General features: G+C 61.5%; 21 protein-coding genes and 1 pseudogene. 11 read left to right on the top strand and 11 right to left on the bottom strand.

Translation table 11 applies throughout. The annotated features are described in order from the left end of the window. Positions 1 to 75: 75 nt before the first annotated feature. Genes RGV59_RS11030 through RGV59_RS11020 form a run of 3 tightly spaced genes read left to right on the top strand, consistent with a single transcriptional unit; the run spans position 76 to position 4,308 of the window. The gene (locus tag RGV59_RS11030) at positions 76 to 2,514 is read left to right on the top strand and encodes a fimbria/pilus outer membrane usher protein (protein ID WP_102618656.1); all 2,439 of its coding nucleotides are present in this window, start codon (positions 76 to 78) and stop codon (positions 2,512 to 2,514) included. Between the two features lie 10 nt (positions 2,515 to 2,524). After that, positions 2,525 to 3,649, top strand: a complete 1,125-nt coding sequence (locus RGV59_RS11025; protein WP_102618655.1) for a DUF1120 domain-containing protein — start codon at positions 2,525 to 2,527, stop codon at positions 3,647 to 3,649. Positions 3,650 to 3,666: 17 nt separating this feature from the next. Continuing rightward, the gene (locus RGV59_RS11020; RefSeq protein WP_017848657.1) at positions 3,667 to 4,308 is read left to right on the top strand and encodes a DUF1120 domain-containing protein; all 642 of its coding nucleotides are present in this window, start codon (positions 3,667 to 3,669) and stop codon (positions 4,306 to 4,308) included. Here RGV59_RS11020 and RGV59_RS11015 read toward each other — a convergent pair. Then, positions 4,305 to 5,570, bottom strand: coding sequence for a CynX/NimT family MFS transporter (locus RGV59_RS11015; RefSeq protein WP_102618654.1), 1,266 nt, complete (start codon positions 5,568 to 5,570; stop codon positions 4,305 to 4,307). The genes RGV59_RS11020 and RGV59_RS11015 overlap by 4 nt on opposite strands. Then, entirely contained in the window at positions 5,560 to 6,219 is a 660-nt protein-coding gene (locus tag RGV59_RS11010) for a FadR/GntR family transcriptional regulator (RefSeq protein ID WP_017848655.1), read from the bottom strand. The genes RGV59_RS11015 and RGV59_RS11010 overlap by 11 nt, the downstream gene beginning before the upstream one ends. 159 nt (positions 6,220 to 6,378) lie before the next feature. Here RGV59_RS11010 and RGV59_RS11005 point away from each other — a divergent pair, with 159 nt between their 5' ends. Both RGV59_RS11005 and RGV59_RS11000 read left to right on the top strand, forming a co-directional pair. Further along, positions 6,379 to 6,690, top strand: a complete 312-nt coding sequence (locus RGV59_RS11005; RefSeq protein ID WP_046384618.1) for a type II toxin-antitoxin system MqsR family toxin — start codon at positions 6,379 to 6,381, stop codon at positions 6,688 to 6,690. Continuing rightward, a complete protein-coding gene (locus RGV59_RS11000; protein ID WP_126586187.1) occupies positions 6,687 to 7,175 on the top strand; it encodes a type II toxin-antitoxin system MqsA family antitoxin in 489 nt (162 codons plus the stop codon). Before RGV59_RS11005 ends, RGV59_RS11000 begins: the two co-directional genes overlap by 4 nt. 64 nt (positions 7,176 to 7,239) lie before the next feature. Here RGV59_RS11000 and RGV59_RS10995 read toward each other — a convergent pair whose 3' ends face one another. The 4 genes from RGV59_RS10995 to RGV59_RS10980 form a co-directional block, all read right to left on the bottom strand. Beyond that, positions 7,240 to 8,004, bottom strand: a complete 765-nt coding sequence (locus RGV59_RS10995) for an amino acid ABC transporter ATP-binding protein (protein WP_003171943.1) — start codon at positions 8,002 to 8,004, stop codon at positions 7,240 to 7,242. A gap of 11 nt (positions 8,005 to 8,015) precedes the next feature. Then, positions 8,016 to 9,113, bottom strand: coding sequence for an amino acid ABC transporter permease (locus tag RGV59_RS10990; protein WP_017848652.1), 1,098 nt, complete (start codon positions 9,111 to 9,113; stop codon positions 8,016 to 8,018). 10 nt (positions 9,114 to 9,123) lie between these two features. Then, positions 9,124 to 10,305, bottom strand: coding sequence for an amino acid ABC transporter permease (locus tag RGV59_RS10985; RefSeq protein WP_046488647.1), 1,182 nt, complete (start codon positions 10,303 to 10,305; stop codon positions 9,124 to 9,126). Between the two features lie 72 nt (positions 10,306 to 10,377). Further along, complete coding sequence (locus RGV59_RS10980) at positions 10,378 to 11,409, bottom strand: amino acid ABC transporter substrate-binding protein (RefSeq protein WP_017848650.1); 1,032 nt, start codon at positions 11,407 to 11,409, stop codon at positions 10,378 to 10,380. Between the two features lie 345 nt (positions 11,410 to 11,754). On the opposite strand from RGV59_RS10980, the gene RGV59_RS10975 reads away from it, so the two are divergent. Continuing rightward, the gene (locus RGV59_RS10975; RefSeq protein WP_126586185.1) at positions 11,755 to 12,411 is read left to right on the top strand and encodes an alpha/beta hydrolase; all 657 of its coding nucleotides are present in this window, start codon (positions 11,755 to 11,757) and stop codon (positions 12,409 to 12,411) included. 96 nt (positions 12,412 to 12,507) lie between these two features. Continuing rightward, on the top strand, positions 12,508 to 13,983 hold the full coding sequence (rhlB, locus tag RGV59_RS10970; protein WP_126586183.1) for an ATP-dependent RNA helicase RhlB: 1,476 nt from the start codon (positions 12,508 to 12,510) through the stop codon (positions 13,981 to 13,983). A gap of 84 nt (positions 13,984 to 14,067) precedes the next feature. Here rhlB and moaE read toward each other — a convergent pair whose 3' ends face one another. From moaE to RGV59_RS10945, 5 genes and pseudogenes are all read right to left on the bottom strand, one after another. After that, positions 14,068 to 14,517 (bottom strand): molybdopterin synthase catalytic subunit MoaE, encoded by a 450-nt coding sequence (gene moaE, locus RGV59_RS10965; protein ID WP_017848647.1) that lies wholly within the window; start codon positions 14,515 to 14,517, stop codon positions 14,068 to 14,070. A 2-nt stretch (positions 14,518 to 14,519) separates the two neighbouring features. Beyond that, positions 14,520 to 14,762 (bottom strand): molybdopterin converting factor subunit 1, encoded by a 243-nt coding sequence (gene moaD, locus RGV59_RS10960; RefSeq protein WP_017848646.1) that lies wholly within the window; start codon positions 14,760 to 14,762, stop codon positions 14,520 to 14,522. Continuing rightward, positions 14,759 to 15,231 (bottom strand): annotated as a pseudogene (moaC, locus tag RGV59_RS10955) (cyclic pyranopterin monophosphate synthase MoaC). The gene moaD and the pseudogene moaC overlap by 4 nt, the downstream one beginning before the upstream one ends. Positions 15,232 to 15,378: 147 nt before the next feature. Further along, positions 15,379 to 16,773 carry a PhoH family protein gene (locus RGV59_RS10950; RefSeq protein ID WP_017848644.1) on the bottom strand — a complete coding sequence of 465 codons (1,395 nt, stop codon included), beginning with the start codon at positions 16,771 to 16,773 and terminating at the stop codon, positions 15,379 to 15,381. A 349-nt stretch (positions 16,774 to 17,122) separates the two neighbouring features. Next, positions 17,123 to 18,247 carry a polysaccharide deacetylase family protein gene (locus tag RGV59_RS10945; RefSeq protein ID WP_046488657.1) on the bottom strand — a complete coding sequence of 375 codons (1,125 nt, stop codon included), beginning with the start codon at positions 18,245 to 18,247 and terminating at the stop codon, positions 17,123 to 17,125. A 131-nt stretch (positions 18,248 to 18,378) separates the two neighbouring features. Between RGV59_RS10945 and yaaA the strand changes: the two genes are divergently transcribed. The 4 genes from yaaA to RGV59_RS10925 all read left to right on the top strand — a co-directional run bounded on the left by yaaA (position 18,379) and on the right by RGV59_RS10925 (position 24,132). Beyond that, the gene (yaaA, locus tag RGV59_RS10940) at positions 18,379 to 19,158 is read left to right on the top strand and encodes a peroxide stress protein YaaA (RefSeq protein WP_322246946.1); all 780 of its coding nucleotides are present in this window, start codon (positions 18,379 to 18,381) and stop codon (positions 19,156 to 19,158) included. A gap of 887 nt (positions 19,159 to 20,045) precedes the next feature. Continuing rightward, the gene (locus RGV59_RS10935) at positions 20,046 to 21,362 is read left to right on the top strand and encodes a nucleotide sugar dehydrogenase (RefSeq protein WP_046384626.1); all 1,317 of its coding nucleotides are present in this window, start codon (positions 20,046 to 20,048) and stop codon (positions 21,360 to 21,362) included. An 83-nt stretch (positions 21,363 to 21,445) separates the two neighbouring features. Beyond that, complete coding sequence (gene alg8, locus RGV59_RS10930) at positions 21,446 to 22,927, top strand: mannuronan synthase (protein WP_017848640.1); 1,482 nt, start codon at positions 21,446 to 21,448, stop codon at positions 22,925 to 22,927. A 38-nt stretch (positions 22,928 to 22,965) separates the two neighbouring features. Further along, positions 22,966 to 24,132 carry an alginate biosynthesis protein Alg44 gene (locus tag RGV59_RS10925; protein WP_017848639.1) on the top strand — a complete coding sequence of 389 codons (1,167 nt, stop codon included), beginning with the start codon at positions 22,966 to 22,968 and terminating at the stop codon, positions 24,130 to 24,132. Positions 24,133 to 24,134 lie beyond the last annotated feature (2 nt).

Below are 24,134 nucleotides of genomic sequence, written 5' to 3'. Positions count from 1 at the left end.
CCACTGAAGGCCACCGGGAAGACCTGACGCGATAGGGAATCACGCCGGGGACTTCCATCATCCGAGTGCATTTGTGTGAACACAGTCATCCATTACCGTGACGGCAAAGCCGTGCCCGGCGTTTCACCGCGCCTGGCATTACTGGTGCTGACGCTCAGTCAGGGGTTGCTGACGAACCTGGCATGGGCAGAGCAGTCGTCGACAGGTTCGTTTGATCCACAGACCCTGCTCCAGCGTGGCATCGATCCCGAACTCGCCAGCCTGCTGATGCAGACCCCGCGTTTTACCCAGGGGCGCCATGCGCTCAACCTGACGGTCAACGGCCAGCGGCGCGGGCGCGTCGATGTCAGCGTGGATCAGCACGGCGCCACATGCTTCGACCCGCCGCTGCTGGACGCCGCGCAGTTGGTGACGCCGTCTTCGGGCCCGGCAGAAGAAAGCAGTTGTTATGCCTTTCTCGAACAATACCCACAGACCGTGGTCGAGCACGACCCGGCCAACCTGAGCCTGAACCTGGTGGTGCCCACCCAGGCGCTGCGCCCGGTCACTCAGGACATTTCCGGCTATCAGACCGGCGGTTTCGCGGCGCTGCTCAACTACGACGTGAGCGGCCTGTACAACCATTACCGCAACGATTCCAGCCGCTTTGGCTCGGCCAATACCGAGGTCGGCTTCAATGCCGGCGACTGGATCGTGCGCAGCCGCCAGGTACAGACCTGGCAGGACAGCCGCTCAAGCACCACCCATCTGGACGCCTACGCCCAGCGCACCTTCGCCAGCCACCAGGCGGTGTTGCAGGCCGGGCAGATCAACCTCTACAACCCGGTGCTCGCGGGTGCGCCAATCACCGGCGTGCAGGTGCTCACCGAACAGGCCCTGCAGGATCAGAACCAGGGCGCGACCATCAACGGCATCGCCAACGGCCCGGCGCAGGTGGAAGTGCGCCAGAACGGCGCGTTGATTCACTCCACAGTGGTGCCCGCCGGCCCGTTCAGCTTGAGCAATGTGCCACGCCTCAACGGGCGCTCCGACGTCGAAGTCACCGTCAAGGAAAGCACCGGCGAGGAACGGCGCTTTACCGTGCCCGCCGCCATGCTCGGCCTGGGGCTGCCCGCGCCCGGTTACTCGGTGGCGGCCGGGCGGGTGCGCAATATCGGCGACGGCCCGGGCGCCGAACCCTGGGTGCTGAGCGCCGGCTGGAGCGCCGCGCCGCATCCGCAGGTCAGCTTCGGCAGCGGGCTGTTGGCGGCCGCGGATTATCGCTCGGCGGGCCTGAGCCTGGGCCTGTTGCCGCTGCCGGACAGTCAGGTGCAAGTGGCCGTGGTCGCCTCCGAAGCCTCGCGGCGCACCCAGGAACGCGGGGTGCAGACCGACCTGTCGTGGTCGCACAAACTCAGTGAGCGCTGGGCCTTCACGGCAGCCAATTCCTGGCGCACCCAGGGCTACCGCGACCTCACCGAATCGACCTACATCGCCGACACCCGCGAGCAGCAACGCGCGCGTTACCGCGACCAGCAGAGCGCCACCAGCTCGTGGTCGCACCCGTGGCTGGGCGCCTTCAGCGCGGGGGTTTCCCGTTCGTCCTCGTTCCAGGGCGACAGCAGCAGCCGCGCCCTCGCCTCCTGGGGTACGCAGGTCGCCGGTATGTCGATTTCCACCACCGCCGAATGGCACATGGGCGGGCGTCGTTACAACGACGACAGCCTGTACCTGACGGTCAGCCTGCCCCTCGGCGAAAGCCGCCGTGGCCGCGCCTGGGTGCGCAATTCCGGCGGCGAGCACCGCACCGGGATGGGGCTCAACGAGCAGATCAACGACCACTTGGCGTATCGCGTCGGCGTCGAACATGACACCCGCGACCGCGAAGTCGAATCGTCCCTGGGCGTGTCGGCCCTGCCGTTCTACAGCCAGCTGGATTTCAACTACACGCGCGCTGACGCCGAGCGCTCCAGCTACCAGGGCGGCGCACGCGGCGGGATGGTGCTGCACGCCGACGGGTTGACGTTCTCGCCCTACCCGGTGCGCGACACCTTTGCCGTACTGGCGGTGGGCGACATGCCCGGGATCAAGGTCAACACCCCCAGCGGCCCGGTGTGGACCGACTGGCAAGGCCAGGCCGTGGCGCCTCAGCTCAGCGCCTATGGGCGCAGCCCGCTGGAAGTCCACACCCGTTCGCTGCCGCGCAATGCCGACATCCACAACGGGCTTGCGGTGGTATCGGCAGGCCGCGGCGCGGTGGACCGCATCGAGTTCGGCGTGTCGCTCACCCGGCGTGCGCTGTTGACCCTGGACACCCCGATGCCACGCGGCTCGACCGTGACCACGGAGGACGGCGAGTTCATCACCCTGGTCCAGGAAGGCAACCAAGTGTTCTTGCCCGACGTGCTCGACACCCGCCCGCTATGGATCAAGGCCCCTGACCAGCCGCGCTGCCACTTGCGCTTTGAACTGCCGGCCAAGGCCGACCCCCACGTGTATTTCGAAACCGCACCGGCCCGCTGCCAGCGACCTTGAGGACCCCAATATGAAGCTTCAACACAGCCTGGCAGCCCTGCTGCTGTTCGCCGGCACGGCCCTGGCCGAGGACGACTGCCGCCTGGACCTGAGCGAATCGCGCTTGGATTTTGGCCTGATGAACCGCGCCGTCGCGTCAGCACCGGCAGCGGAACACCTGCTCGGCGAACGGCGCCTGTCCTTGACCTTGAACTGCCCGCAACCGGGCGACATGAGCCTGTTCTACCGCGCCCTGGCTGCCGGCACCGAGCGCTTGCGCTTGGGCGACGGCGGCAGTTACCGCGTGCAAGTGCATGACGCGGTGCTCGATGGCCACGCGGTGCAACTCGGCTTGCTCGCCGGCCCAGGCCAGGCGCCCGCGCAAATCGGCACGAGCCTGGCCTGGCGCGCCGACCACGGCATCGTCCCGCTGCACGACGGCCAGCCCGCCACCGGGCGCAGTTTTGCCGCGCAACTGCAGGTGAGTGCGTGGGCGCGGGACGAAGCGATCCGCGTGCGCGATGCCGAAACCTGGGAAGCCTCGGCGCAGGTGGACGCGCCCACCTCCGGGCGTTCACGGGAATTGCAGCTGCAAGCGCGCTTCGCACCGACGGCCTGCACGCCGACCCTGGCCAACAACGGCACGGTGGACTTCGGCAAGTTGTCGGTCAGCGACTTGCACCGCGACAAAGACACCGCCCTGCCCGCCCGCGCGCTGAGCCTCACGGTCAGCTGTGACGGCCCGACTCCGTTTGCCCTGGTCATGCACGACAACCGCGCCGGCTCAGCCACCGGCGGCATTGATGAAACCGCCTACGGCCTGGGCCTGGATGCACGCGGGCAGAAAGTCGGCCGTTATTACCTGCTGGTCGACCCGGCCCGGGCCAGCGCCGACAACCTGCCCCAGCTGTATCGCACCGACTCGACCACGGGCGGCGCCGCCTGGAGCAGCGCCAGCGCCAGCGCGATCCCCTTGGGCGCGCGCAGCCTCCTCGGGTTTACCGCCACGGCCGGCAGCACCGAAGGCCCGAATGCCCTGCAAAACCTCAGCGCATTACTCAGCCTGAAAGCCTTCATCGCGCCGCTCGACAGCCTGGACCTGCGCAGCGAAGTGCGGCTCGACGGTTCGGCGACCCTGGAAATCACCTACTTCTAAGCCCCTCGGAGCCTCCCATGATTGCTCGCTACCTGATCCTCGTGCCCCTGTTGTTCAGCCAACCGGCGCAGGCCGCCGCCCCCGTCGACCTGAACGTCAACGGCCGGATCATCCCGGTGTCCTGCGCGCCAAGCCTGTCGGCCAACGGCGTGGTGGATTTCGGCAAGATCGCCCAGCAAGACCTCAACCTCACGACCGGCACGCGGCTGCCGGTCAAGTCCCTGAACCTGACGGTGATCTGCAACGGCCCGGTGCGTTATGCCTTGCGCATGCACGACAACCGCGACGGCTCGGCCCACGTCAACAGCGAAATTTATTACGGGTTGGGCCTGGACAACAGCGCGAACAAGATCGGCGTGTACTCGCTGACGTTCGATCCGCAGCAGACCGTGGTGGGTGGCGTGGCCGAGGTCCACGGCACCGAGTCCACCACCGGCGGCGTGGCCTGGCGCGCGGCCAACCGCAACCCGATCAACATCGGCGCCAAGAGCCTGCTGGGCTTCACCGACACCGCGGGCAGCACTGCCGGCCCCATGGCGATCCAGAACCTGACCAGCACGCTGAGCCTGGAGACGGTGATCAACGCCAAACAGAACCTGGACCTGAGTACCGACATCCTCATGGACGGTTCGGCGACGCTGGAGGTGGAGTACCTCTAGACTTTCTCGCTGCGGACCTCGACATACCGTGCGCGCCCCGCACCGAGGCCGGCGACGATGGCGCCCAGGCCGATCACCGCGAAGACCCAGCCGGTGGCGGCCCAGCCGCCGGTCCAGTCGTGAATCAGGCCCACCGCGAGCGGGCCCAGGGACGCCAGGGTGTAACCGAAGCCCTGGGCCATGCTCGACAGGTTGGCGGCCACGTGGGCATCCCGCGAGCGCAGCACGATCAAGGTCAGCGCCAGGCTGAACGTACCGCCCTGCCCCAGGCCCAGCAGAATCGCCCAGCCCCACAGCCCGTCGAGGGGCGCGTACAGGCAGCCCATCAGCCCGCCGAGGGTCAGCAGCATCACCACCACGATGGCCAGGCGCTGGTCCTTGCCGCGCGTGGCCAGCCAAGGCGCGGTGAGGGCGCTGAGCAGTTGCACGATGATCGAACCGGACAGCGCCAGCCCGGCATCGGTGGCGCTCAGGCCGCGGTCGATGAGGATCGACGGCACCCAGCCGAACACGATGTAGGCCAGGGACGATTGCAGGCCCATGTACAAGGTCACTTGCCAGGCCAGCGGATCGCGCAGCAAGCCCTTCACCCGGTAGGCGACGCGATGCGCGCCGTGCTTCTGCCCGATTTGCGGCAACCAGCACAGCGCGGCCAGCAACGCCGGCACCATCCAGAAGCCCAACCCGATGCTCCAACGGTTGCCGAAGGAGTCGCTCAAAGGCACCGAGGCCCCCGCCGCCAACGCCGCGCCCAGACACAGCGCCATGGTGTAGACCCCGGTCATCGCGCCCGCCTGCCTGGCGAAGTCGCGCTTGACGATACCGGGCAACAACACGCCGATGATGCCGATGCTGGCCCCGGCGATCAGGCTGCCAACAAACAACCCGACCTCACCGAACGCACTGCGCAGCAGAATACCGCCGGCCAGCGTCAACAAGATCCCCAGCACCACCCGCTCGGCACCGAAGCGCCGCGCAAGGAGCGGCGCCAGCGGCGCGAACAGGCCCAGGCACAGCACCGGCAAGGTGGTCAGCAGACCGGCCCTGGCCGCCGACAAGCCCAGGCTGGCCGAGACCTCACTGAGCAGCGGCGACAGGCTCGACAGCGCCGGGCGCAGGTTCAGCGCCACCAGCACCAGGCCCAGCAGCAACAGCCATGGCCGGCTCGTCGGCGGGGGGCTGTGCTGGACTGCATCGTCGTCGGCCTCGGCGTCGATCAGCAATTCTTCCAACTCAGGCGTGCGTGGGGCGTCAGGGTTCATTGATCAACTGCCGGCAAAGGGATTTGGCGCGCTCCGGGTCTTGCTGCGCTACGGCATCAAGCAGGGCGGTGTGCAGGTCGAACACCGCCTGGCGACGCGGCGAGATGTTCAGGGTCTGGCGCAGTTGCGCGCCGATGATGCTGGAAAAGTACCGGTACAACTCGCTCAACGCCGGGTTGTGCGCCGCGTCCACCAGCCGTTGGTGGAATACCAGATCGGCGCTGATGTAGGCCTCCAGCTCACCGTGATACAGCGCGGCGCTGGCATCAAGCGCCTCGCGCAACCGGTGCAGGTCTTGCTCGGTGCGACGCAGGACGGCCAGACCGATGGCCTCCACTTCCAGGATCTGCCGCGTCTCCTGCGCCTGTTCCAGGCTGCAATGGGATAACGCGCGCATGGCGCCCAGCGGGTCCGTCATCGAACGCAGGTAACTGCCGTCGCCCTGGCGGACCTCGATCAATCCAGAGAATGCCAGCACTCGCATGGCCTCGCGCACGGTATTGCGGCTGATGCCCAATTCCGCCGCCAGCTCAGGCTCGGTGGGCAGGCGCTCGCCGATGGCCCACGTGCCTTGGGTGATGCGCTGGCGCAGCTGCTCGAGGGCTTGGTCGACCAGGGAGCGTTTGATCAGCGGGGAGATGTCTGTCATGAGGTTTGCGCTTTCGTCCAATCATAGGATGAATTTACCTACAGCCTATTCGGACTTGCCTACAAAGGCAACGCACTAGGGTTTTCAGGCAGGGAAACGGAGCAGTATTTTCGATTGTTAAAATTACCCTTAAAGGGTAATTTCAGCCTTAGGTGTCTTATGGAAAAGTACACACCTCATTACGATTTGGCGGTGATAAAGGCGGATGTCATCAGGTTGGGTAGCAGAGCATTCACCGCAAGCGCGCGGGAGGCGGCTCGACAACTTGAGTTGAACATCGGCCAGATGCGACTCGCGGTCTGCGCCCTTGAGAATCGAATGTTGTGCAAGTCAATGACGACCTATTCAGACCACCGTGTGTGGCAGGACGTCTATCTGATCAAGATTTACGCTACGGAGATTTACATCAAAGTGACTTACCGCCCAGGCGGTGGTCCTCCCGTAATCTCCTTCAAGGAGAAAACCTTATGAAAACCCAACAATGCGTGAGCTGCGGAACCCATGACGCAATGCAGCATTTCGAAGGTCGCAACTTCACGATCAACACACGCGGCATGATCCGGGATATCCCTGATATTGCAGGCTGGGAATGCCAGGCCTGTCACGAGGTCGAGTTCGATTCGGACACCGATAGCGCAGAGCGTTATTCCGATGCCAGCGATAAGTTGTTAATGGATGCCAGGACAATCATCGCCGCCGAAATGAAACGAATTCGCCGCAAATTGCATCTGACACAGAAAGACGCGGTGAGGCTATTGACCGGCCGCGGCCATAACGCATTTTCCCGCTACGAAAGGGCTGAGATCTTTCCGCCCGCGCCACTGCTCACATTGATGCGTCTACTGGATAAACATCCGTATCTATTGGCCGAAATAGAGGCACTCAATGCCGGCGAAGACCTGAACCATCTGCTGATCGCAAAAGATGCGCAGCTTGCAACTCAAGCGTCCGCGTAAAAACAGCAGGCAAAAATAAACCCGGCCTGGTGCCGGGTTTATCGCTTCAAGCATCAACCATCGATCAATGCAGAATCTGGCTCAAGAACAACTTGGTCCGGTCATTCTGCGGGTTGTCGAAGAAGTCATTCGGCGCCGCCTGTTCCACGATCTCGCCCTTGTCCATGAAGATCACGCGGTTGGCCACGGTGCGGGCGAAGCCCATTTCGTGGGTCACGCACAACATGGTCATGCCGTCTTCGGCCAGGCCGATCATGGTGTCGAGCACTTCCTTGACCATTTCCGGGTCGAGGGCCGAGGTCGGTTCGTCGAACAGCATGATTTTCGGTTTCATGCACAGCGCCCGGGCAATCGCCACGCGCTGTTGCTGGCCGCCGGAGAGTTGCCCCGGAAACTTGTGGGCCTGCTCCGGGATACGCACGCGCTCCAGGTAATGCATGGCGATTTCTTCGGCCTTGCGCTTGGGCATCTTGCGCACCCACATCGGTGCCAGCGTGCAGTTCTGCAGGATGGTCAGATGCGGGAACAGGTTGAAGTGCTGGAACACCATGCCGACTTCGCGGCGGATCGCTTCGATCTGCTTGAGGTCGTTGGTCAGTTCCACGCCATCGACCACGATGCGGCCCTGCTGGTGTTCTTCCAGGCGGTTGAGGCAGCGGATGGTGGTGGACTTGCCCGAACCCGACGGGCCGCACAGCACGATACGCTCGCCCTGCTTGACGTTGAGGTTGATGTCTTTCAATACGTGGAACTGGCCGTACCACTTGTTCACGCCCTGCATCTGGATAATGCCTTCAGGGCTCACAGGCTGTTTGATCGCTTCGCTCATAACATCAACTCCTAACGCTTGTGGCCTGTGTCGAGCTTATGTTCCAAATGAATGGAATAGCGCGACATACCAAAACAGAAAATCCAGAACACCAGGGCGGCGAACACGTAGCCTTCAGTGGCCATGCCCAACCATTTCGGGTCGGCGGCGGCTTGCTTGACGCTGTTGAGCAGGTCGAACAAACCGATGATGATCACCAGGCTGGTGTCCTTGAACAGCGCAATAAACGTGTTGACGATGCCGGGGATCACCATCTTCAGGGCTTGCGGCAGAATCACCAGGCCCATGCTGCGCCAGTAACCCAGGCCCATCGCCGCGGCCGCTTCGTACTGACCTTTGGGAATCGCCTGCAAGCCACCGCGCACCACTTCCGCCACGTAGGCCGACTGGAACAGGATCACGCCGATCAACGCCCGCAGCAGCTTGTCGATGCCCATGCCTTCGGGCAGGAACAACGGCAGCATCACCGAGGACATGAACAGCACCGTGATCAACGGCACGCCGCGCCAGAATTCGATGAAGGTCACGCAGACCACACGAATCGCCGGCATGTTCGAACGCCGCCCCAGCGCCAGCACAATCCCCAGCGGCAAGGCACCGGCGATGCCGACGGTGGCGATGACCAGGGTCAGCATCAGGCCGCCCCATTGGCTGGTGGCCACGCTGGTCAGGCCGAAAATGCCGCCGCGCAACAGGAAGAAGGCAATGATCGGGTACAACACCAGAAAGCCCAGGCCGTAGATCGCCTTGCGTGGAAAACGCGAGATGAACAACGGCGCCACGCCCACGATGGCCAACCACACGGTCAGGTCTACGCGCCAGCGCAGGTCGCCGGGGTAGTAGCCGTACATGAACTGCCCGAAGCGCTGTTGGATAAACACCCAGCAGGCGCCTTCTTTGGTGCAGTCGGCGCGAGTGGTACCGACCCAGTTGGCGTCGAGGATCGCCCAGTGCAGGATCGGCGGCACGACCAGGTAGATCAGGTAAAACGCCAACAAGGTCAGCAGGGTGTTGAGCCAGCTGGAAAACAGGTTGGCGCGCATCCATGCCATCGGCCCGAAGACTTTGCTTGGCGGTGGCATATCAGGTTTGAACGTATGCGAACTCATGCTCGTTTCCTCACCGCTCGATCAGCGCAATGCGCTTGTTGTACCAGTTCATCAGCAGGGAAATGCTGATGCTGATCGCCAGGTACACGCTCATGGTGATGGCAATGACTTCGATGGCCTGGCCGGTCTGGTTGAGCACCGTGCCGGCAAACAGCGAAACCATTTCCGGGTAACCGATACCGGCGGCCAACGACGAGTTTTTCGCCAGGTTCAGGTATTGGCTGGTCAGCGGCGGAATGATCACCCGCAGGGCTTGCGGGATGATGACCTTGCGCAGCGTCGGCCCGGGGCGCAGGCCCAGGGAGCGTGCGGCTTCGGTCTGGCCGTGGCTGACGGACTTGATGCCCGAGCGCACGATCTCGGCGATAAACGCCGCGGTGTACACGGTCAGCGCCAGGGTCAGCGCCAACAGTTCAGGGATCAGCACCCAGCCGCCGACGAAGTTGAAGCCTTGCAGCTTGGGCATTTCCCAGTGCAACGGCATGCCGAAGATCAACGCGCACAACGCCGGAATCACGATGAACAGCGCCAGGCCCACCCAGAATTTGTGGAACGGTACGCCGGTCGCTTCAAAGCGCTTGTTGGCCCAGCGGGTCATCAGCACGATCGCCACGATGGCCACGACCACGCTGGTCACGAACGGCCAGAACCCGTCGGCGGCCAGCGCGGCCGGCATGTTCAGACCACGGCTGCTGACGAAGAACGTGTCGCCGAAGTTATGGCTGTTGCGCGGCCCCGGCATGGTCAGGAACACCGCGAAATACCAGAACAGGATTTGCAGCAACGGCGGGATGTTGCGGAACACTTCCACGTACACCGTCGCCAGCTTGTTGATCATCCAGTTGGGCGACAAGCGGGCCACGCCGATGATGAACCCGAGCAGGGTCGCCAGGACCACGCCGATCACAGTCACCAGCAAGGTATTGAGCAGCCCGATCACAAACACCCGGGCATAGCTGTCCGATTCGGTGTAGTCGATCAGGTGCTGCGCGATGCCGAAGCCGGCACTGCGCTCAAGAAAGTCGAAACCCGAGGTAATGCCTCGGTGCTGAAGGTTGGTCTGGGTATTGTTGAAGAGGTACCAGCCCAGCGAGACCACCGCCACAATCGTGATGATCTGGAAGAGCCACGCACGCACTTTGGGGTCGCTGAAGCTGAGCTTCTGCTTGGGTGCGCCGATTTTATTTTGCATGAAGTGCCCCGGAAAGAATGGAACAGAACATCACCCGGCGGTTGGCCCACCGGGTGATAGAACCATCAGCGATCAGCGCACAGGGGGTGCGTATTGAATGCCGCCGTTGTTCCACAGCGCGTTCAGGCCACGGTCGATTTCCAGTGGCGTGTTCTTGCCGAGGTTTTTCTCGAACACTTCACCGTAGTTGCCGACCTGCTTGACGATCTGTACGACCCAGTCTTTCTTCACTTTCAGGTCTTTGCCGTATTCGCCGTCGGCACCGAGCAGACGCGCAACGTCCGGGTTCTTGGTGGACTTGGCTTCAGCTTCGACGTTTTTGGAAGTGATCCCGGCTTCTTCCGCGTTGAGCATGGCGTAGCCAACCCAGCGCACGATGGCCAGCCACTCGTCGTCGCCATTACGCACGACCGGGCCCAGCGGTTCCTTGGAAATGGTTTCCGGCAGAACCACGTAGTCTTTCGGCGAGGCCAACTTGCTGCGCTGGGCGAACAGTTGGGACTTGTCGGAGGTCAGCACGTCGCAACGCCCGGATTCCAGCGACTTGGCGCTTTCGTCGGAGGTGTCGAAGGTGATCGGGGTGTATTTCAGACCGTTGCCACGGAAGTAGTCGGAAACGTTCAGCTCGGTGGTGGTACCGGCCTGGATGCAGATGGTTGCACCGTCCAGTTCCTTGGCACTTTTAACGCCCAGCTTGTTGTTTACCAGAAAGCCGATGCCGTCGTAGTAAGTGATGAAGCCCGGGAATTTCAGGCCCATGCCCGCATCGCGGGAGCTGGTCATGGTGGTGTTACGGGACAGAATGTCGACTTCGCCGGATTGAAGCGCGGTGAAACGCTCCTTGGCGTTCAACTGGCTGAATTTGACCTTGGTCGCGTCGCCGAACACGGCAGCGGCTACCGCGCGGCAGAAGTCAGCGTCGATCCCGAGGATCTTGCCGCTGGCATCCGGTACCGAGAAACCCGGCAAGCCGTCACTCACGCCACATTGCACAAAGCCTTTCTTCTGCACGGCGTCCAGGGTGGCGCCGGCTTGGGCGAAACCACTGACACCCAATACAGCGGCCGCGGAAACGATGGCCAGGGTGGATTTCAATACCTTCATTCAAACCTCCAGTTGCTCTTGTTGTGTCGGAGCTAGAACCTCAGCGCACCCTTATGAGGCGATATCGACCCGTGTTGGCTTTTATTAGGGTCAAGCAGCATGAGGCAGTCGCAGTAATTCCAGTTGCTATCCCACAAACGGCAGTCACTGATAGTGTTACCGTCCCAGGAAAGATCTGACATCGACCTACACATAGCAAAGCGCGTACCAGAGTGGCTGCTGAGTCGATTCAGCCCAAGGTCAATGGCAAAAGATTCAACCTTGCGACATTCTCGTAACAGATCAAACTATTGCGCACCGTTCCGTCGCACTCAATCGGAGCGCACGCACATTAATGGAGCAGACATGAGCAACCCCTTGATTCTTCAGCCCACCAAGCCTGCAGACGCCTGCGTAATCTGGCTGCATGGCCTGGGTGCCGATCGCTACGACTTCCAGCCGGTGGCCCAAGCGCTGCAGGAAAACCTGCTGACCACCCGCTTCGTCCTGCCTCAAGCACCGACCCGCCCGGTGACCATCAACGGCGGCTATGAGATGCCCAGTTGGTACGACATCAGGGCGATGAGCCCGGCGCGGTCCATCAGCCTGGAAGAGCTGAAAGAGTCGGCCAAAATGGTCACGGATTTGATCAAGGAACAAAAAAGCAGCGGAATAGACGCCTCGCGGATTTTCCTGGCGGGTTTCTCCCAGGGTGGCGCCGTGGTGTACCACACCGCTTTCAATAAATGGCAAGGCGCCTTGGGTGGCGTGATTGCCCTCTCCACTTATGCGCCGACCTTCGACGACGAGCTGGAATTATCCGCCAGTCAGCAGCGCATTCCGGTGCTGTGCCTGCATGGCCAGTACGATGACGTGGTGCAGAACGCCATGGGGCGCAGCGCTTACGAGCACTTGAAGACCCGTGGTGTCACCGTGACATGGCAGGAATACCCAATGGGTCACGAAGTGTTACCTGAAGAGATCAGCGATATCGGTACGTGGTTGGCCGAACGACTGCGCTGAACACCGCCGTTTATTTAGCCACATGACAGACGCACTACGCCGCGCCCGATTCTTGCATTACACTGGCCGGCGTATATTCCTTAACCAATTAATGAGATCACCGTGCTCAAAGCACTCAAGAAGATGTTCGGCAAAAGCGAGGCTGAGCCGCTCGCGCCAGTTCCCAGTGCTCCCGTCCCGACACCCGGCAGCCGCCACGACGGTAAACAGCCTGGCCTGGCCGCGCCTGTGACCGCGCCGAAACCGCTCGAGGTGACGCCAACCGAACCGCCAAAACCGGCCGAAGCCGCTGCGGCAGCCGCGCCTGCGCCAAAAGCCGCACGCCGTGAACGCACGCCCAAGCCGCCCGTCACGCCGTGGAAGCTCGAAGATTTCGTCGTCGAACCCCAGGAAGGCAAAACCCGCTTCCACGATTTCAAGCTCGCACCGGAACTGATGCACGCCATCCAGGACCTGGGCTTCCCGTACTGCACACCGATCCAGGCACAGGTGCTGGGCTTCACCCTGGCCGGCAAAGACGCCATCGGCCGCGCCCAGACCGGCACCGGCAAGACCGCCGCGTTCCTGATCTCGATCATCACCCAACTGCTGCAAACGCCGCCGCCGAAAGAACGCTACATGGGTGAGCCGCGCGCGCTGATCATCGCCCCGACCCGCGAGCTGGTGGTGCAGATCGCCAAGGACGCCGCCGACCTGACCAAGTACACCGGCCTCAACGTCATGACGTTTGTCGGTGGCATGGACTTCGACAAGCAGCTCAAGCACCTCGAAGCGCGCCACTGCGACATCCTGGTTGCCACTCCGGGCCGCCTGCTCGACTTCAACCAGCGCGGCGACGTACACCTGGACATGGTCGAAGTGATGGTGCTGGACGAAGCCGACCGCATGCTCGACATGGGTTTTATCCCGCAAGTACGCCAGATCATTCGCCAGACCCCGCCGAAAAACGAGCGCCAGACCCTGCTGTTCTCCGCGACCTTCACCGAAGACGTGATGAACCTCGCCAAGCAGTGGACCACCGAGCCGTCCATCGTCGAGATCGAGGCGCTGAACGTCGCCAGCGAAAACGTCGAGCAACACATCTACGCCGTGGCCGGTGCCGACAAGTACAAGCTGCTCTACAACCTGATCAACGACAACGGTTGGGAGCGCGTGATGGTATTTGCCAACCGCAAGGACGAAGTGCGTCGTATCGAAGAGCGCCTGGTGCGCGATGGCGTCAACGCCGCGCAACTGTCGGGCGACGTGCCGCAGCACAAGCGCATCAAGACCCTGGAAGGCTTTCGCGAAGGCAAGATCCGCGTGCTGGTGGCCACCGATGTGGCCGGGCGCGGGATTCACATCGACGGCATCAGCCATGTGATCAACTTCACCCTGCCCGAAATGCCCGACGACTACGTACACCGTATTGGCCGCACCGGCCGTGCCGGGGCAGCGGGTGTGTCGATCAGCTTTGCCGGGGAGGATGACTCGTATCAGTTGCCGTCGATCGAGACGCTGCTGGGCCGCAAGATCAGCTGCGAGACACCGCCGACGCACTTGCTCCGGGCTGTAGAACGCAAACGCCCCTAAGCTCAAATGCGGTCAAAAGTGTGGGAGGGGGCTTGCCCCTCCCACATTTGATTTCAGCTGATTTTGAGATAGGTGTTCGGCTGGCTACTTCCAGCGATCCGCTGCGGCGTGGTCGCTGTCGCGCCCGTCCACCCAACGCGCACCTTCGCTGGTGCTTTCTTTCTTCCAGAACGGCGCACGGGTCTTCAGGTAGTCCATCACAAACGCGCAGGCATCAAACGCAGCCTGGCGATGCGCGCTAGCAGCGGCGACGAAGACGATGGGCTCGCCCGGTTCCAGCGCGCCGATGCGGTGCAGCACTTCCAGCTTGAGCAGCGGCCAGCGTTGTTCGGCTTCCACGGCGATCTTGGCCAGGGCCTTTTCGGTCATGCCGGGGTAATGCTCCAGGAACATCCCCGCCACGTCGTGGCCGTCATTGAAGTCGCGGACATAGCCGACAAAACTCACCACCGCGCCAACGCCGACATTGGCGGCGTGCATCGCGTTGACTTCGGCGCCGGGGTCAAACGGCGCGGGCTGCACACGGATGGCCATGCTCAGCCTCCGGTCACGGGTGGGAAGAAGGCGACTTCATCACCGGCTTCGAGCGGCTCGTCGACGCTGCACATTTCCTGATTGCGCGCACACATCAAGCTGGTCTCGTTGAGCACGTCAAAGCCCGCATCGCCAACCAATGCCTGGCGCACCGCGTCGACGGTGGCGAAGTCGCCTTCCATCTCCAGGGAATCCAGGCCGATCGTTTCGCTGTAGCGGGCAAAAAACAGTACGTTGATGCTCATGCCTGGTCCGCCTTGAAATGCCCGCTTTTCCCGCCGAGCTTTTCCAGCAGGCGGATGTTTTCGATGGTCATGCCGCGGTCCACGGCCTTGCACATGTCGTAGATGGTCAACGCGGCGACACTGGCGGCCGTCAGCGCTTCCATCTCTACGCCGGTCTGGCCCGAGAGCTTGCAGCGCGCCACGATGTGTACGGAGTCTATGCCCTCGGCGTTCAGTTCGACCTTGACGCCGGTCAACATCAGCGGATGGCACAAGGGGATCAAATCACTGGTTTTTTCGCCGCCTGGATCCCGGCGATACGGGCCACGGCAAACACATCGCCCTTGGGATGGGCACCATCGACAATCATTTTCAGTGTCTCGGGCAGCATACGCACCCGCGCTTCAGCCACCGCCTCTCGGAACGTCACGGACTTGTCGGTGACGTCGACCATATGGGCGCGACCTTGGGAATCGAGATGAGTCAGCACAGGGATACTCCTGATCAGGAGCGTCGATTGTAAACCCTGTAGGAGCGAGCTTGCTCGCGAAAAACCAAAGAACAACGCGGGGCTCCAGAGACCCCGCGTTATCGTAGACACTCTTCGCGAGCAAGCTCGCTCCTACATGGACCGCGTTTACAAGTGAGATTCGGCGTATTCGGCCAGGATCGAACGTGGAACTCCCTGCAGCGCGATATGCACGCCGTTCGGGAAGTCTTTGAAGCGTTCCGTCAGGTAAGTCAGCCCGGAGCTGGTCGCGGACAGGTAAGGGGTGTCGATCTGCGCCAGGTTGCCCAGGCACACCACTTTGGAACCGGCGCCGGCACGGGTGATGATGGTTTTCATCTGGTGCGGCGTGAGGTTCTGGCACTCATCGATCAAAATCAGGCTCTGCTGGAAGCTGCGACCTCGGATGTAATTGAGGGATTTGAACTGCAACGGCACTTTGCTGAGGATGTAGTCGACGCTGCCATGGGTGTTTTCGTCATCCATGTGCAAGGCTTCGAGGTTGTCGGTGATCGCCCCCAGCCACGGCTCCATTTTTTCCGCTTCGGTGCCGGGCAGGAAACCGATCTCCTGGTCCAGGCCCTGCACGCTGCGGGTGGCGATGATGCGGCGATAGCGTTTGGTCACCATGGTCTGTTCGATGGCGGCGGCCAGGGCCAGGATGGTTTTGCCCGAGCCGGCGGCACCGGTCAGGTTGACCAGGTGGATGTCCGGGTCGAGCAGCGCATACAGCGCCAGGCTCTGGTAGATATCACGCGGTTTCAGGCCCCAGGCTTCCTGGTGCAACAGGGGTTCCTGATGCAGATCGAGGATCAGCAGCCTGTCGACCTGGATCTCTTTGATCCAGCCCACGAAGCCCTGTTCGTCGATGATGAACTCGTTGACGTGTACCGCCGGCAGGTTGTCGATCAGTTGCACCTGGTGCCAGGTGCGACCGTGGTCCTGACGGGTTTCGACCTTGCTGACGCGGTCCCAGAACGAGCCGGTCATGGTGTGATAACCACGGGACAGCATCGACACGTCGTCGACCAATTGGTCGGTACTGTAGTCCTCGGCAGCGATCCCACACGCTCGTGCCTTGAGGCGCATATTGATGTCTTTGGTCACCAGCACCACGCGCATGTCCTTGTCACGAGCGTGCAGGTCGATCAATTGGTTGATGATTTTGTTGTCGTTGAGGTTTTCCGGCAGCAGGCTGTTGGGCTCGCTGCGCTTGCTCATCAGAATCGACAACAAACCCTTGGGCCCGCTTTTGCCGCGCTGGATCGGCACGCCGACTTCGACGTCCTCGGGTGACGCTTCACCCAGGGTTTTGTCGATCAGGCGGATGGCCTGGCGACATTCGGCGGCCACGCTGTGATGCCCGCTTTTGAGTTTGTCGAGTTCCTCCAACACGATCATCGGGATGGCGACGTGGTGTTCTTCGAAGTTAAGCAGAGCGTTCGGATCGTGGATCAGTACGTTGGTATCAAGCACATAAAGGATTGGCTGGTCGGAAGAAGGGTTACGTCCATGATCATCCATACTCGGTCACCTTTGTGGGAGCCAGTCGACGCAATACCACAACAGTGCTGCGCCTCGATTCGACCACCGACTGCACCTTGCGTGACGTCAAGTGCAGTGCCCACATGAGGAGTCTTGGAAGACGCCACCTGTGTTGCAGGTTTCGGCGATCTGACTTCGTAATACCGCAAAACCCATGACAGGAAAAAGCACTTTGACGTTTTTTTGAAGTTTATTTTTCAGGATGACGAATAGCACTAGCCGAGTGCCAGCTACCCCGTTAAAGTCGGAAGTCGGCCCGCATAGAAATATCGTACAAAATCACCCCGAAAATGCCGCATCCCCAACGGGAACGGGCACTTCAGCCTCTTCAGCGAAACGCCTCCCGGCAGTCCTGCCAACCCAGCCCGCTTTGCGCCGTTGCCTGCAATACCATCGGCAATGCGACCCGCGCCTTGTCCTGGGTGTCGTGAAACACAATCACCCCTTTGCGCCACAACAACATCAATGTCAGCACCCGCTGCGCCGACTCATCGGCCTTGAGCTTGCCCGGTTCGTCCTGGGAGTCGATATCCCACAACGCCACCTGCAAACCCTGGGACTGGAAGAAACCCTGGCTGTCCGCGCGGCGCTGGCCGTAGGGTGGACGGAACAGCGGCACGTAGTTTTCCGGCATCAGGTTCTGCGCCAGCGCGGCGCTGCGGATGATCGAACTTTGCCAGTCGACCCAATGGCTGTGGGAACGGTACTGCCAACCTTGAGTGCCCACGCACTGCCCCTGATACAGCGCCTGCACATCCGCGACGGAACTGCGCTCCACACGGTTTTGCAGGCTGCTGCCGAGGGCGAAGAACGTGGCGTTCATCTTCTGCTTGCGCAGGTAATCGGTGAGCCAGTCGGTATTGCCACTGACCGGTGCCGGGCCGCCGTCGAAGGTCAGCAGGAACAGGCGGTCGTTGAATTCGTCGCCATTGCGCTCATGGTCACCGAAACGTGCGATTTCGCTGCTGATCTGCGGGAACAGCGCGGCTTTGCGCAGCAGTTCGTCCAGGTAACGCTCGTGGAAATTGTGGCTTGGGCCGGCCCAGCCTATATAGAAGGAGTTGTCACTGACCTCGAACTTGCCGGCCTGCTCGCGCAGGTCGTCCATGTTTTCCACCAGGTAGCAGAACGACGCATCCTCCTCGCAACTTTCCTGGGCAGCGGTGTAATTCTCCAGAAGGCGCCGCCAGAGCTGGCGACGCAGATCGTCGATGGCCGCCAGGTTGATGATCTTCAGGCCCAGGCGCTGTTTGAGCGCCGCTTCATCCAGGGCTTCGCTGCCGATCAGGCTGTGGGCGAACATCAATATTTCAGCGCGCGAGGCCACGTCGAACAGCGCAGGGCTGCTGAGTTTTTCCGGCCAGACGCCGCGATCCAGGCTGGCCACGTCCACCGGCGCCGCGTGGGCGCTCAGGCAAAACAGGCACGCCGACAATAAAAGCGCTATTCGCACATAGGGTCTCCCTCTCCAGAATCACCGGCCATCATAACGGATCGCGCCTATCGCCATCATAGGTGGAGTCAAAGTGCCCAACCCCCTAGAATCCCGCCCACGTTACAAGCACGATTACAGGAGCCAACTTCATGCTGATGGTGATTTCCCCCGCCAAGACCCTCGACTTCGAGTCCAGGCCTGCGACCCAGCGCTTTACCCAGCCGCAGTACCTGGACCATTCCCAGGAGTTGATCGAGCAACTGCGCCACCTGAGCCCGGCGCAGATCAGCGAATTGATGCATGTGTCCGACAAGATCGGCGGCCTCAACGCCGCGCGCTTCGGCAGCTGGACCCCGGCGTTCACAGCAGCCAACGCCAAGCAGGCGTTGCTGGCGTTCAAGGGCGACGTGTACACCGGCCTCAACGCCGACACCTTCAGCGACGCCGACTTCAGCTACGCCCAGGACCACCTGCGCATGCTCTCGGGCCTGTACGGCCTGCTGCGCCCCCTGGACCTGATGATGCCGTATCGCCTGGAGATGGGCACCAAACTGGCCAACGCCCGTGGCAAGGACCTGTACGCCTTCTGGGGCACCCGGATCAGCGAGTGGCTCAACCAAGCCCTGGCCGAACAAGGCGATGACGTGCTGCTCAACCTGGCGTCCAACGAGTACTTCTCGGCGGTCAAGCGCACGGCGCTGAATGCGCGGATCGTCAATACCGAGTTCAAGGACCTGAAGAACGGCCAGTACAAGATCATCAGCTTCTACGCGAAAAAGGCCCGGGGCATGATGAGCCGCTTCGTGATCGAAGAGCGTATCAACGACCCGGCCCAGCTCAAGCAGTTCGATGTGCAGGGTTATCGCTTCAATGCCGAGCAGTCCAAGCCGGACAACCTGGTGTTCCTGCGCGATCACGAACCGGAATAAGGCCCTGCTCCGCCCTCATAGACGCTAAAGATCAAATGTGGGAGGGGGCTTGCCCCCGATGGGGGGGGATCAGTCATACATGGATAGACTGACACACCGCCATCGGGGGCAAGCCCCCTCCCACATTTTTGTCTGCATTTCACATCTGGAATCGTCAATTGTTTGGCGTCAAAAAATACCCTGGCGCATCTCTAACAATTATTTCACTCGACATTCGTCATTTTTTTTCGTAGTGGCACCACTTTTTTAAATCACTAGTGGCACAAAACTATTCCCGCGCGCCAACTCCCCGTAACTACTGGCCCAAATAGCAAGTGCTATCAATATAGTACCAGTGCCATCTTTGCTGATATTTCAAGAAATTTCCGGAAACAGGATGAGCGGCCAGGAACTTAGCCCTAAAGCACCGCTCATACCACCGGTAACGGAATTCTCTGTTTCTGTAAGAGATGACTTACATGGCGACCAACGGAAGTAGCAAAGTTGTCACATTAAACTTTGACTCTGGGCTCATATTACCAACCGATTAGTTAAGAGCGGCGATAAGGATCGATTGCCACACACTATAAGGCCAAGGCCGTGCTTACCCCAATGGGTCAGTGACATAACCCAAGGCATTGATAACTATAGGCTTACAGCCTTTTATCAAGGCCCTGTTGCACTGGCGCCAGGCCCTTCTCCCAGGAAGGCCGGCTGCATTTCAGGGCAAGCACCAATAACAAGGCCAAGTTGCGCACAACTTGAGTGCAATCATTAGTCACTCGTTATTCAACATGCCTGCACGCGGCAAGTCGGCGTCTATTCGCCTAACTTTCGCGGCATCAGTGACGCTTGCAAACATGAACTCCGGCCATTTAATGGCACGATTTAATACAGAGGTAAATGCGATGCGTATCAGCATATTTGGTTTGGGTTACGTTGGCGCAGTCTGTGCCGGTTGCCTGTCTGCCCGCGGCCATGAAGTGGTCGGCGTAGACATCTCCAAGGAAAAAATCGACCTGATCAACGCAGGCAAATCGCCGATCGTTGAACCGGGCCTGGGCGAGCTGCTGAGCCAGGGTATCGAGACCGGACGACTGCGCGGTACGACCGACTTCGCCGAAGCCATCCGCGCTACCGACCTGTCGATGATTTGCGTCGGTACGCCGAGCAAGAAAAACGGCGACCTGGAACTCAACTACATCGAATCGGTATGCCGCGAGATCGGCTTTGTCCTGCGTGACAAGACCACCCGCCACACCATCGTCGTGCGCAGCACCGTATTGCCGGGCACCGTGGCCAATGTGGTGATCCCGATCCTCGAAGACTGCTCCGGCAAGAAAGCCGGTGTCGACTTCGGCGTTGCGGTCAACCCGGAGTTCCTGCGTGAATCCACCGCCATCGCCGACTACGACCTGCCGCCGATGACCGTCATCGGCGAATTCGACAAAGCCTCCGGTGATGTCCTGCAATCACTGTACGAAGAACTCGACGCGCCGATCATCCGCAAGGACATCGCCGTTGCCGAAATGATCAAGTACACCTGCAACGTGTGGCACGCCACCAAGGTGACCTTCGCCAACGAGATCGGCAACATCGCCAAGGCCGTCGGCGTCGACGGGCGCGAAGTGATGGAAGTGGTCTGCCAGGACAAGACCCTCAACCTGTCCCAGTACTACATGCGCCCGGGCTTCGCGTTCGGCGGCTCGTGCCTGCCCAAAGACGTGCGCGCCCTGACCTACCGCGCCGGCTCGCTGGACGTGGAAGCGCCGCTGCTCAACTCGCTGATGCGCAGCAACGAATCCCAGGTGCAGAACGCCTTCGACATCGTCGCCGGCCACGACAAACGCAAAGTCGCCCTGCTGGGCCTGAGCTTCAAGGCCGGCACCGATGACCTGCGCGAAAGCCCCCTGGTGGAGCTGGCGGAAATGCTGATCGGCAAGGGTTACGACCTGAGCATCTACGACAGCAACGTCGAGTACGCCCGTGTCCACGGCGCGAACAAGGACTACATCGAAGGCAAGATCCCGCACGTGTCGTCCCTGCTCAACTCGGACTTCGACGATGTGATCAACAACTGCGACGTGATCATCCTCGGCAACCGTGACGAGAAGTTCCGGGCCTTGGCCCATAACGCACCGCACGGCAAGCAAGTGGTCGACCTGGTGGGCTTCATGTCCAAGGCCACCAGTGTGAGCGGCCGTACCGAAGGTATTTGCTGGTAACAGCAACCGCAAGTTTCGGGCTGCCTGCGTCCTGATCCCCAGCGCTTGCAGCTCGAAACCTCCTTCACCTGCGGATGACGCCTATGTCCAAGTTAAAACACGTACTGCTCCAATCCGCCGGCTGGCTGTTCTTCTTGAGCCTGCTGATGGGACTCGCCCTGCTGTTGCCGGCGAGTACGTTCGACTCCGAGTCGAAGAATTTTATTTTCCTGATTGGCGCCGTCGGTATCTGGCGCTACTCGATGGGTGCGACGCATTTCTTTCGCGGCATGCTGTTCCTGTACGTGGTCTACCCCCACCTGCGGCGCAAAGTGCGCAAGTTGGGCAAGGCCGCGGACCCGTCCCATGTGTTCCTGATGGTCACCAGTTTCCGGATCGATGCGCTGACCACCGCGCAGGTCTACAGCTCGGTGATCCGCGAAGCGATCGAATGCGGCTTCCCCACCACCGTGGTCTGCTCGCTGGTGGAAATGTCCGATGAACTGCTGGTGAAAAGCCTGTGGGAACGCATGAACCCGCCGGGCCATGTGAAGCTCGACTTCGTGCGTATCGCCGGCACCGGCAAGCGCGACGGCCTGGCCTTCGGCTTCCGCGCCATCTCCCGCCACTTGCCGGATGACCGCGCCGTGGTTGCAGTGATCGATGGCGACACCGTGCTCGCCGAAGGCGTCGTGCGCAAAACCGTGCCGTGGTTCCAGCTGTTCGGCAATGTCGGCGGCCTGACCACCAACGAGTTCTGCGAAGTGCGCGGCGGCTACATCATGAGCGAATGGCACAAACTGCGCTTCGCCCAGCGCCACATCAACATGTGCTCGATGGCCCTGTCCAAGCGCGTGTTGACCATGACCGGGCGCATGTCGGTGTTCCGCGCCAGCGTGGTCACCGACCCGGGCTTTATCGCCGATGTGGAAAGCGACTCGCTGCAACACTGGCGCCTGGGCCGCTTCAAGTTTTTGACCGGCGACGACAAGTCCAGCTGGTTCAGCCTGATGCGCCTGGGCTACGACACCTTCTACGTACCGGATGCCGCGATCAACACCGTGGAGCACCCGCCGGAAAAGAGCTTTATCAAAGCCAGCCGCAAGCTGATGTTCCGCTGGTACGGCAACAACCTGCGCCAGAACTCCCGCGCCCTGGGCCTGGGTGTACGTCGCCTCGGCCTGTTCACCAGCGTGGTGTTGTTCGACCAGCGTGTGTCGATGTGGACCTCGCTGCTCGGCCTGACCGTGGCGATCATCGCCACCTTCAAGTACGGCGGTGCGTTCATCCTCGCGTACCTGCTGTGGATCGGCATCACCCGCCTGATCCTGACCGTGCTGCTGTCGTGCTCCGGGCACAGGATCGGCCCGGCGTACCCGGTGATTCTCTATTACAACCAGATCATGGGCGCGCTGGTGAAGATCTACGTGTTCTTCCGCCTTGATCAACAGTCCTGGACCCGCCAGGACACCAAACTGACCCGCGATTTGGCCAGCTTTCAACGTTGGTTCAACACCTGGTCGTCTCGGACCATGACCTTCTCCGCCGGCAGCATTTTCGTCGCCGTGTTGCTGATGATGGTCTGACCCTGCCAAGCCTGAATTAACTCTAGGAAATTGCCCTGATGAACAGCCAAGTAAACGCCAACGTTGTCCACGAATCCGAAGCCCAACGCCAGCACGCCCGGGTCAAAATCCCCGCCAAGTTGCGCTTTTTCAACACTGACCGCACGCCGACCGAAGCGCGGGTCATCGACCTGTCCGCCGGCGGCCTGGCGTTCACCGCCACCCAGCCGCTGATCGTTGGCGAAGTCCACAAGGGTCGCCTGCAATTTGTCATCGACAACCTCGGCCTGGCGATGGATGTGGAGCTGCAGATTCGCTCCTACGACCGCCAGAGCGGGCGCACCGGCTGCCAGTTCCAGAACCTCGACGCGCAGGATATTTCCACGCTGCGTCACCTGATCACGTCGCACCTGTCGGGCGATATCGTGACCATGGGCGACGTACTCGCCACCCTGCAACGCGACAACTTCACCAAGGCGCGCAAGGTCAAGGACGGCGGCAGCAACATGAGCGTCTTCGGCCGCCTGCGCGCCGTGACGTTCAGCCTGGCGATCTTCCTGGTGGGCCTGGCGGCATTCGGTTTCGTCTTCAAATCGCTGTACGGCATGTACTTCGTCAGCCACGCCCAGGCCGGCCTGGTCAGCGTGCCCGGCATGAACGTGACCATGCCCCGCGACGGCACCGTGCAAAGCCTGCTCAAAGGCGACGCGGTGGCGGCCAAAGGCGCGCCGCTCGCGACCTTCAGCACCAGCATGCTCGACGTGCTCAAGGGCCATCTGGACGAAGACCAACTGCAACCGGCCAAGGTCGAAGAACTGTTCGGCAAACAAATGACCGGCACCCTGACCTCGCCTTGCGACTGCATCGTGGCCCAGCAAATGGTGGCCGACGGTCAATACGCAAGCAAAGGCGACGTGATCTTCCAACTGGTGCCACGCGGCAGCCTGGCCAACGTGGAAGCACGCTTCTCCTATCGCCAGTTCGCTGACGTTCGCCCAGGTACCCCGGTGAACTTCCAGGTCGCCGACGAAGAACAGACCCGCACCGGCACCATCGTCAGCAGCACCAGCCTGAACAGCGCCGACCTGTCCTCCGACATTCGCGTGCAGATCAAGCCGGACGCACCGCTGGACAGCGCCTACGCCGGCCGCCCGGTGGAAGTCACCAGCGACCGTGGCCCATCGCTGAACTGGCTGATCGATAAAGCCATGGCTGCCGGACTGTAAGC

This window comes from Pseudomonas sp. FG1 (genome assembly GCF_034313875.1).
In the GTDB taxonomy this organism is placed as follows: Bacteria; Pseudomonadota; Gammaproteobacteria; order Pseudomonadales; family Pseudomonadaceae; genus Aquipseudomonas; species Aquipseudomonas veronii.
The sequence above is the reverse complement of the archived record's forward strand: the minus strand, read 5'-3'. Positions and strand labels throughout refer to the sequence as shown.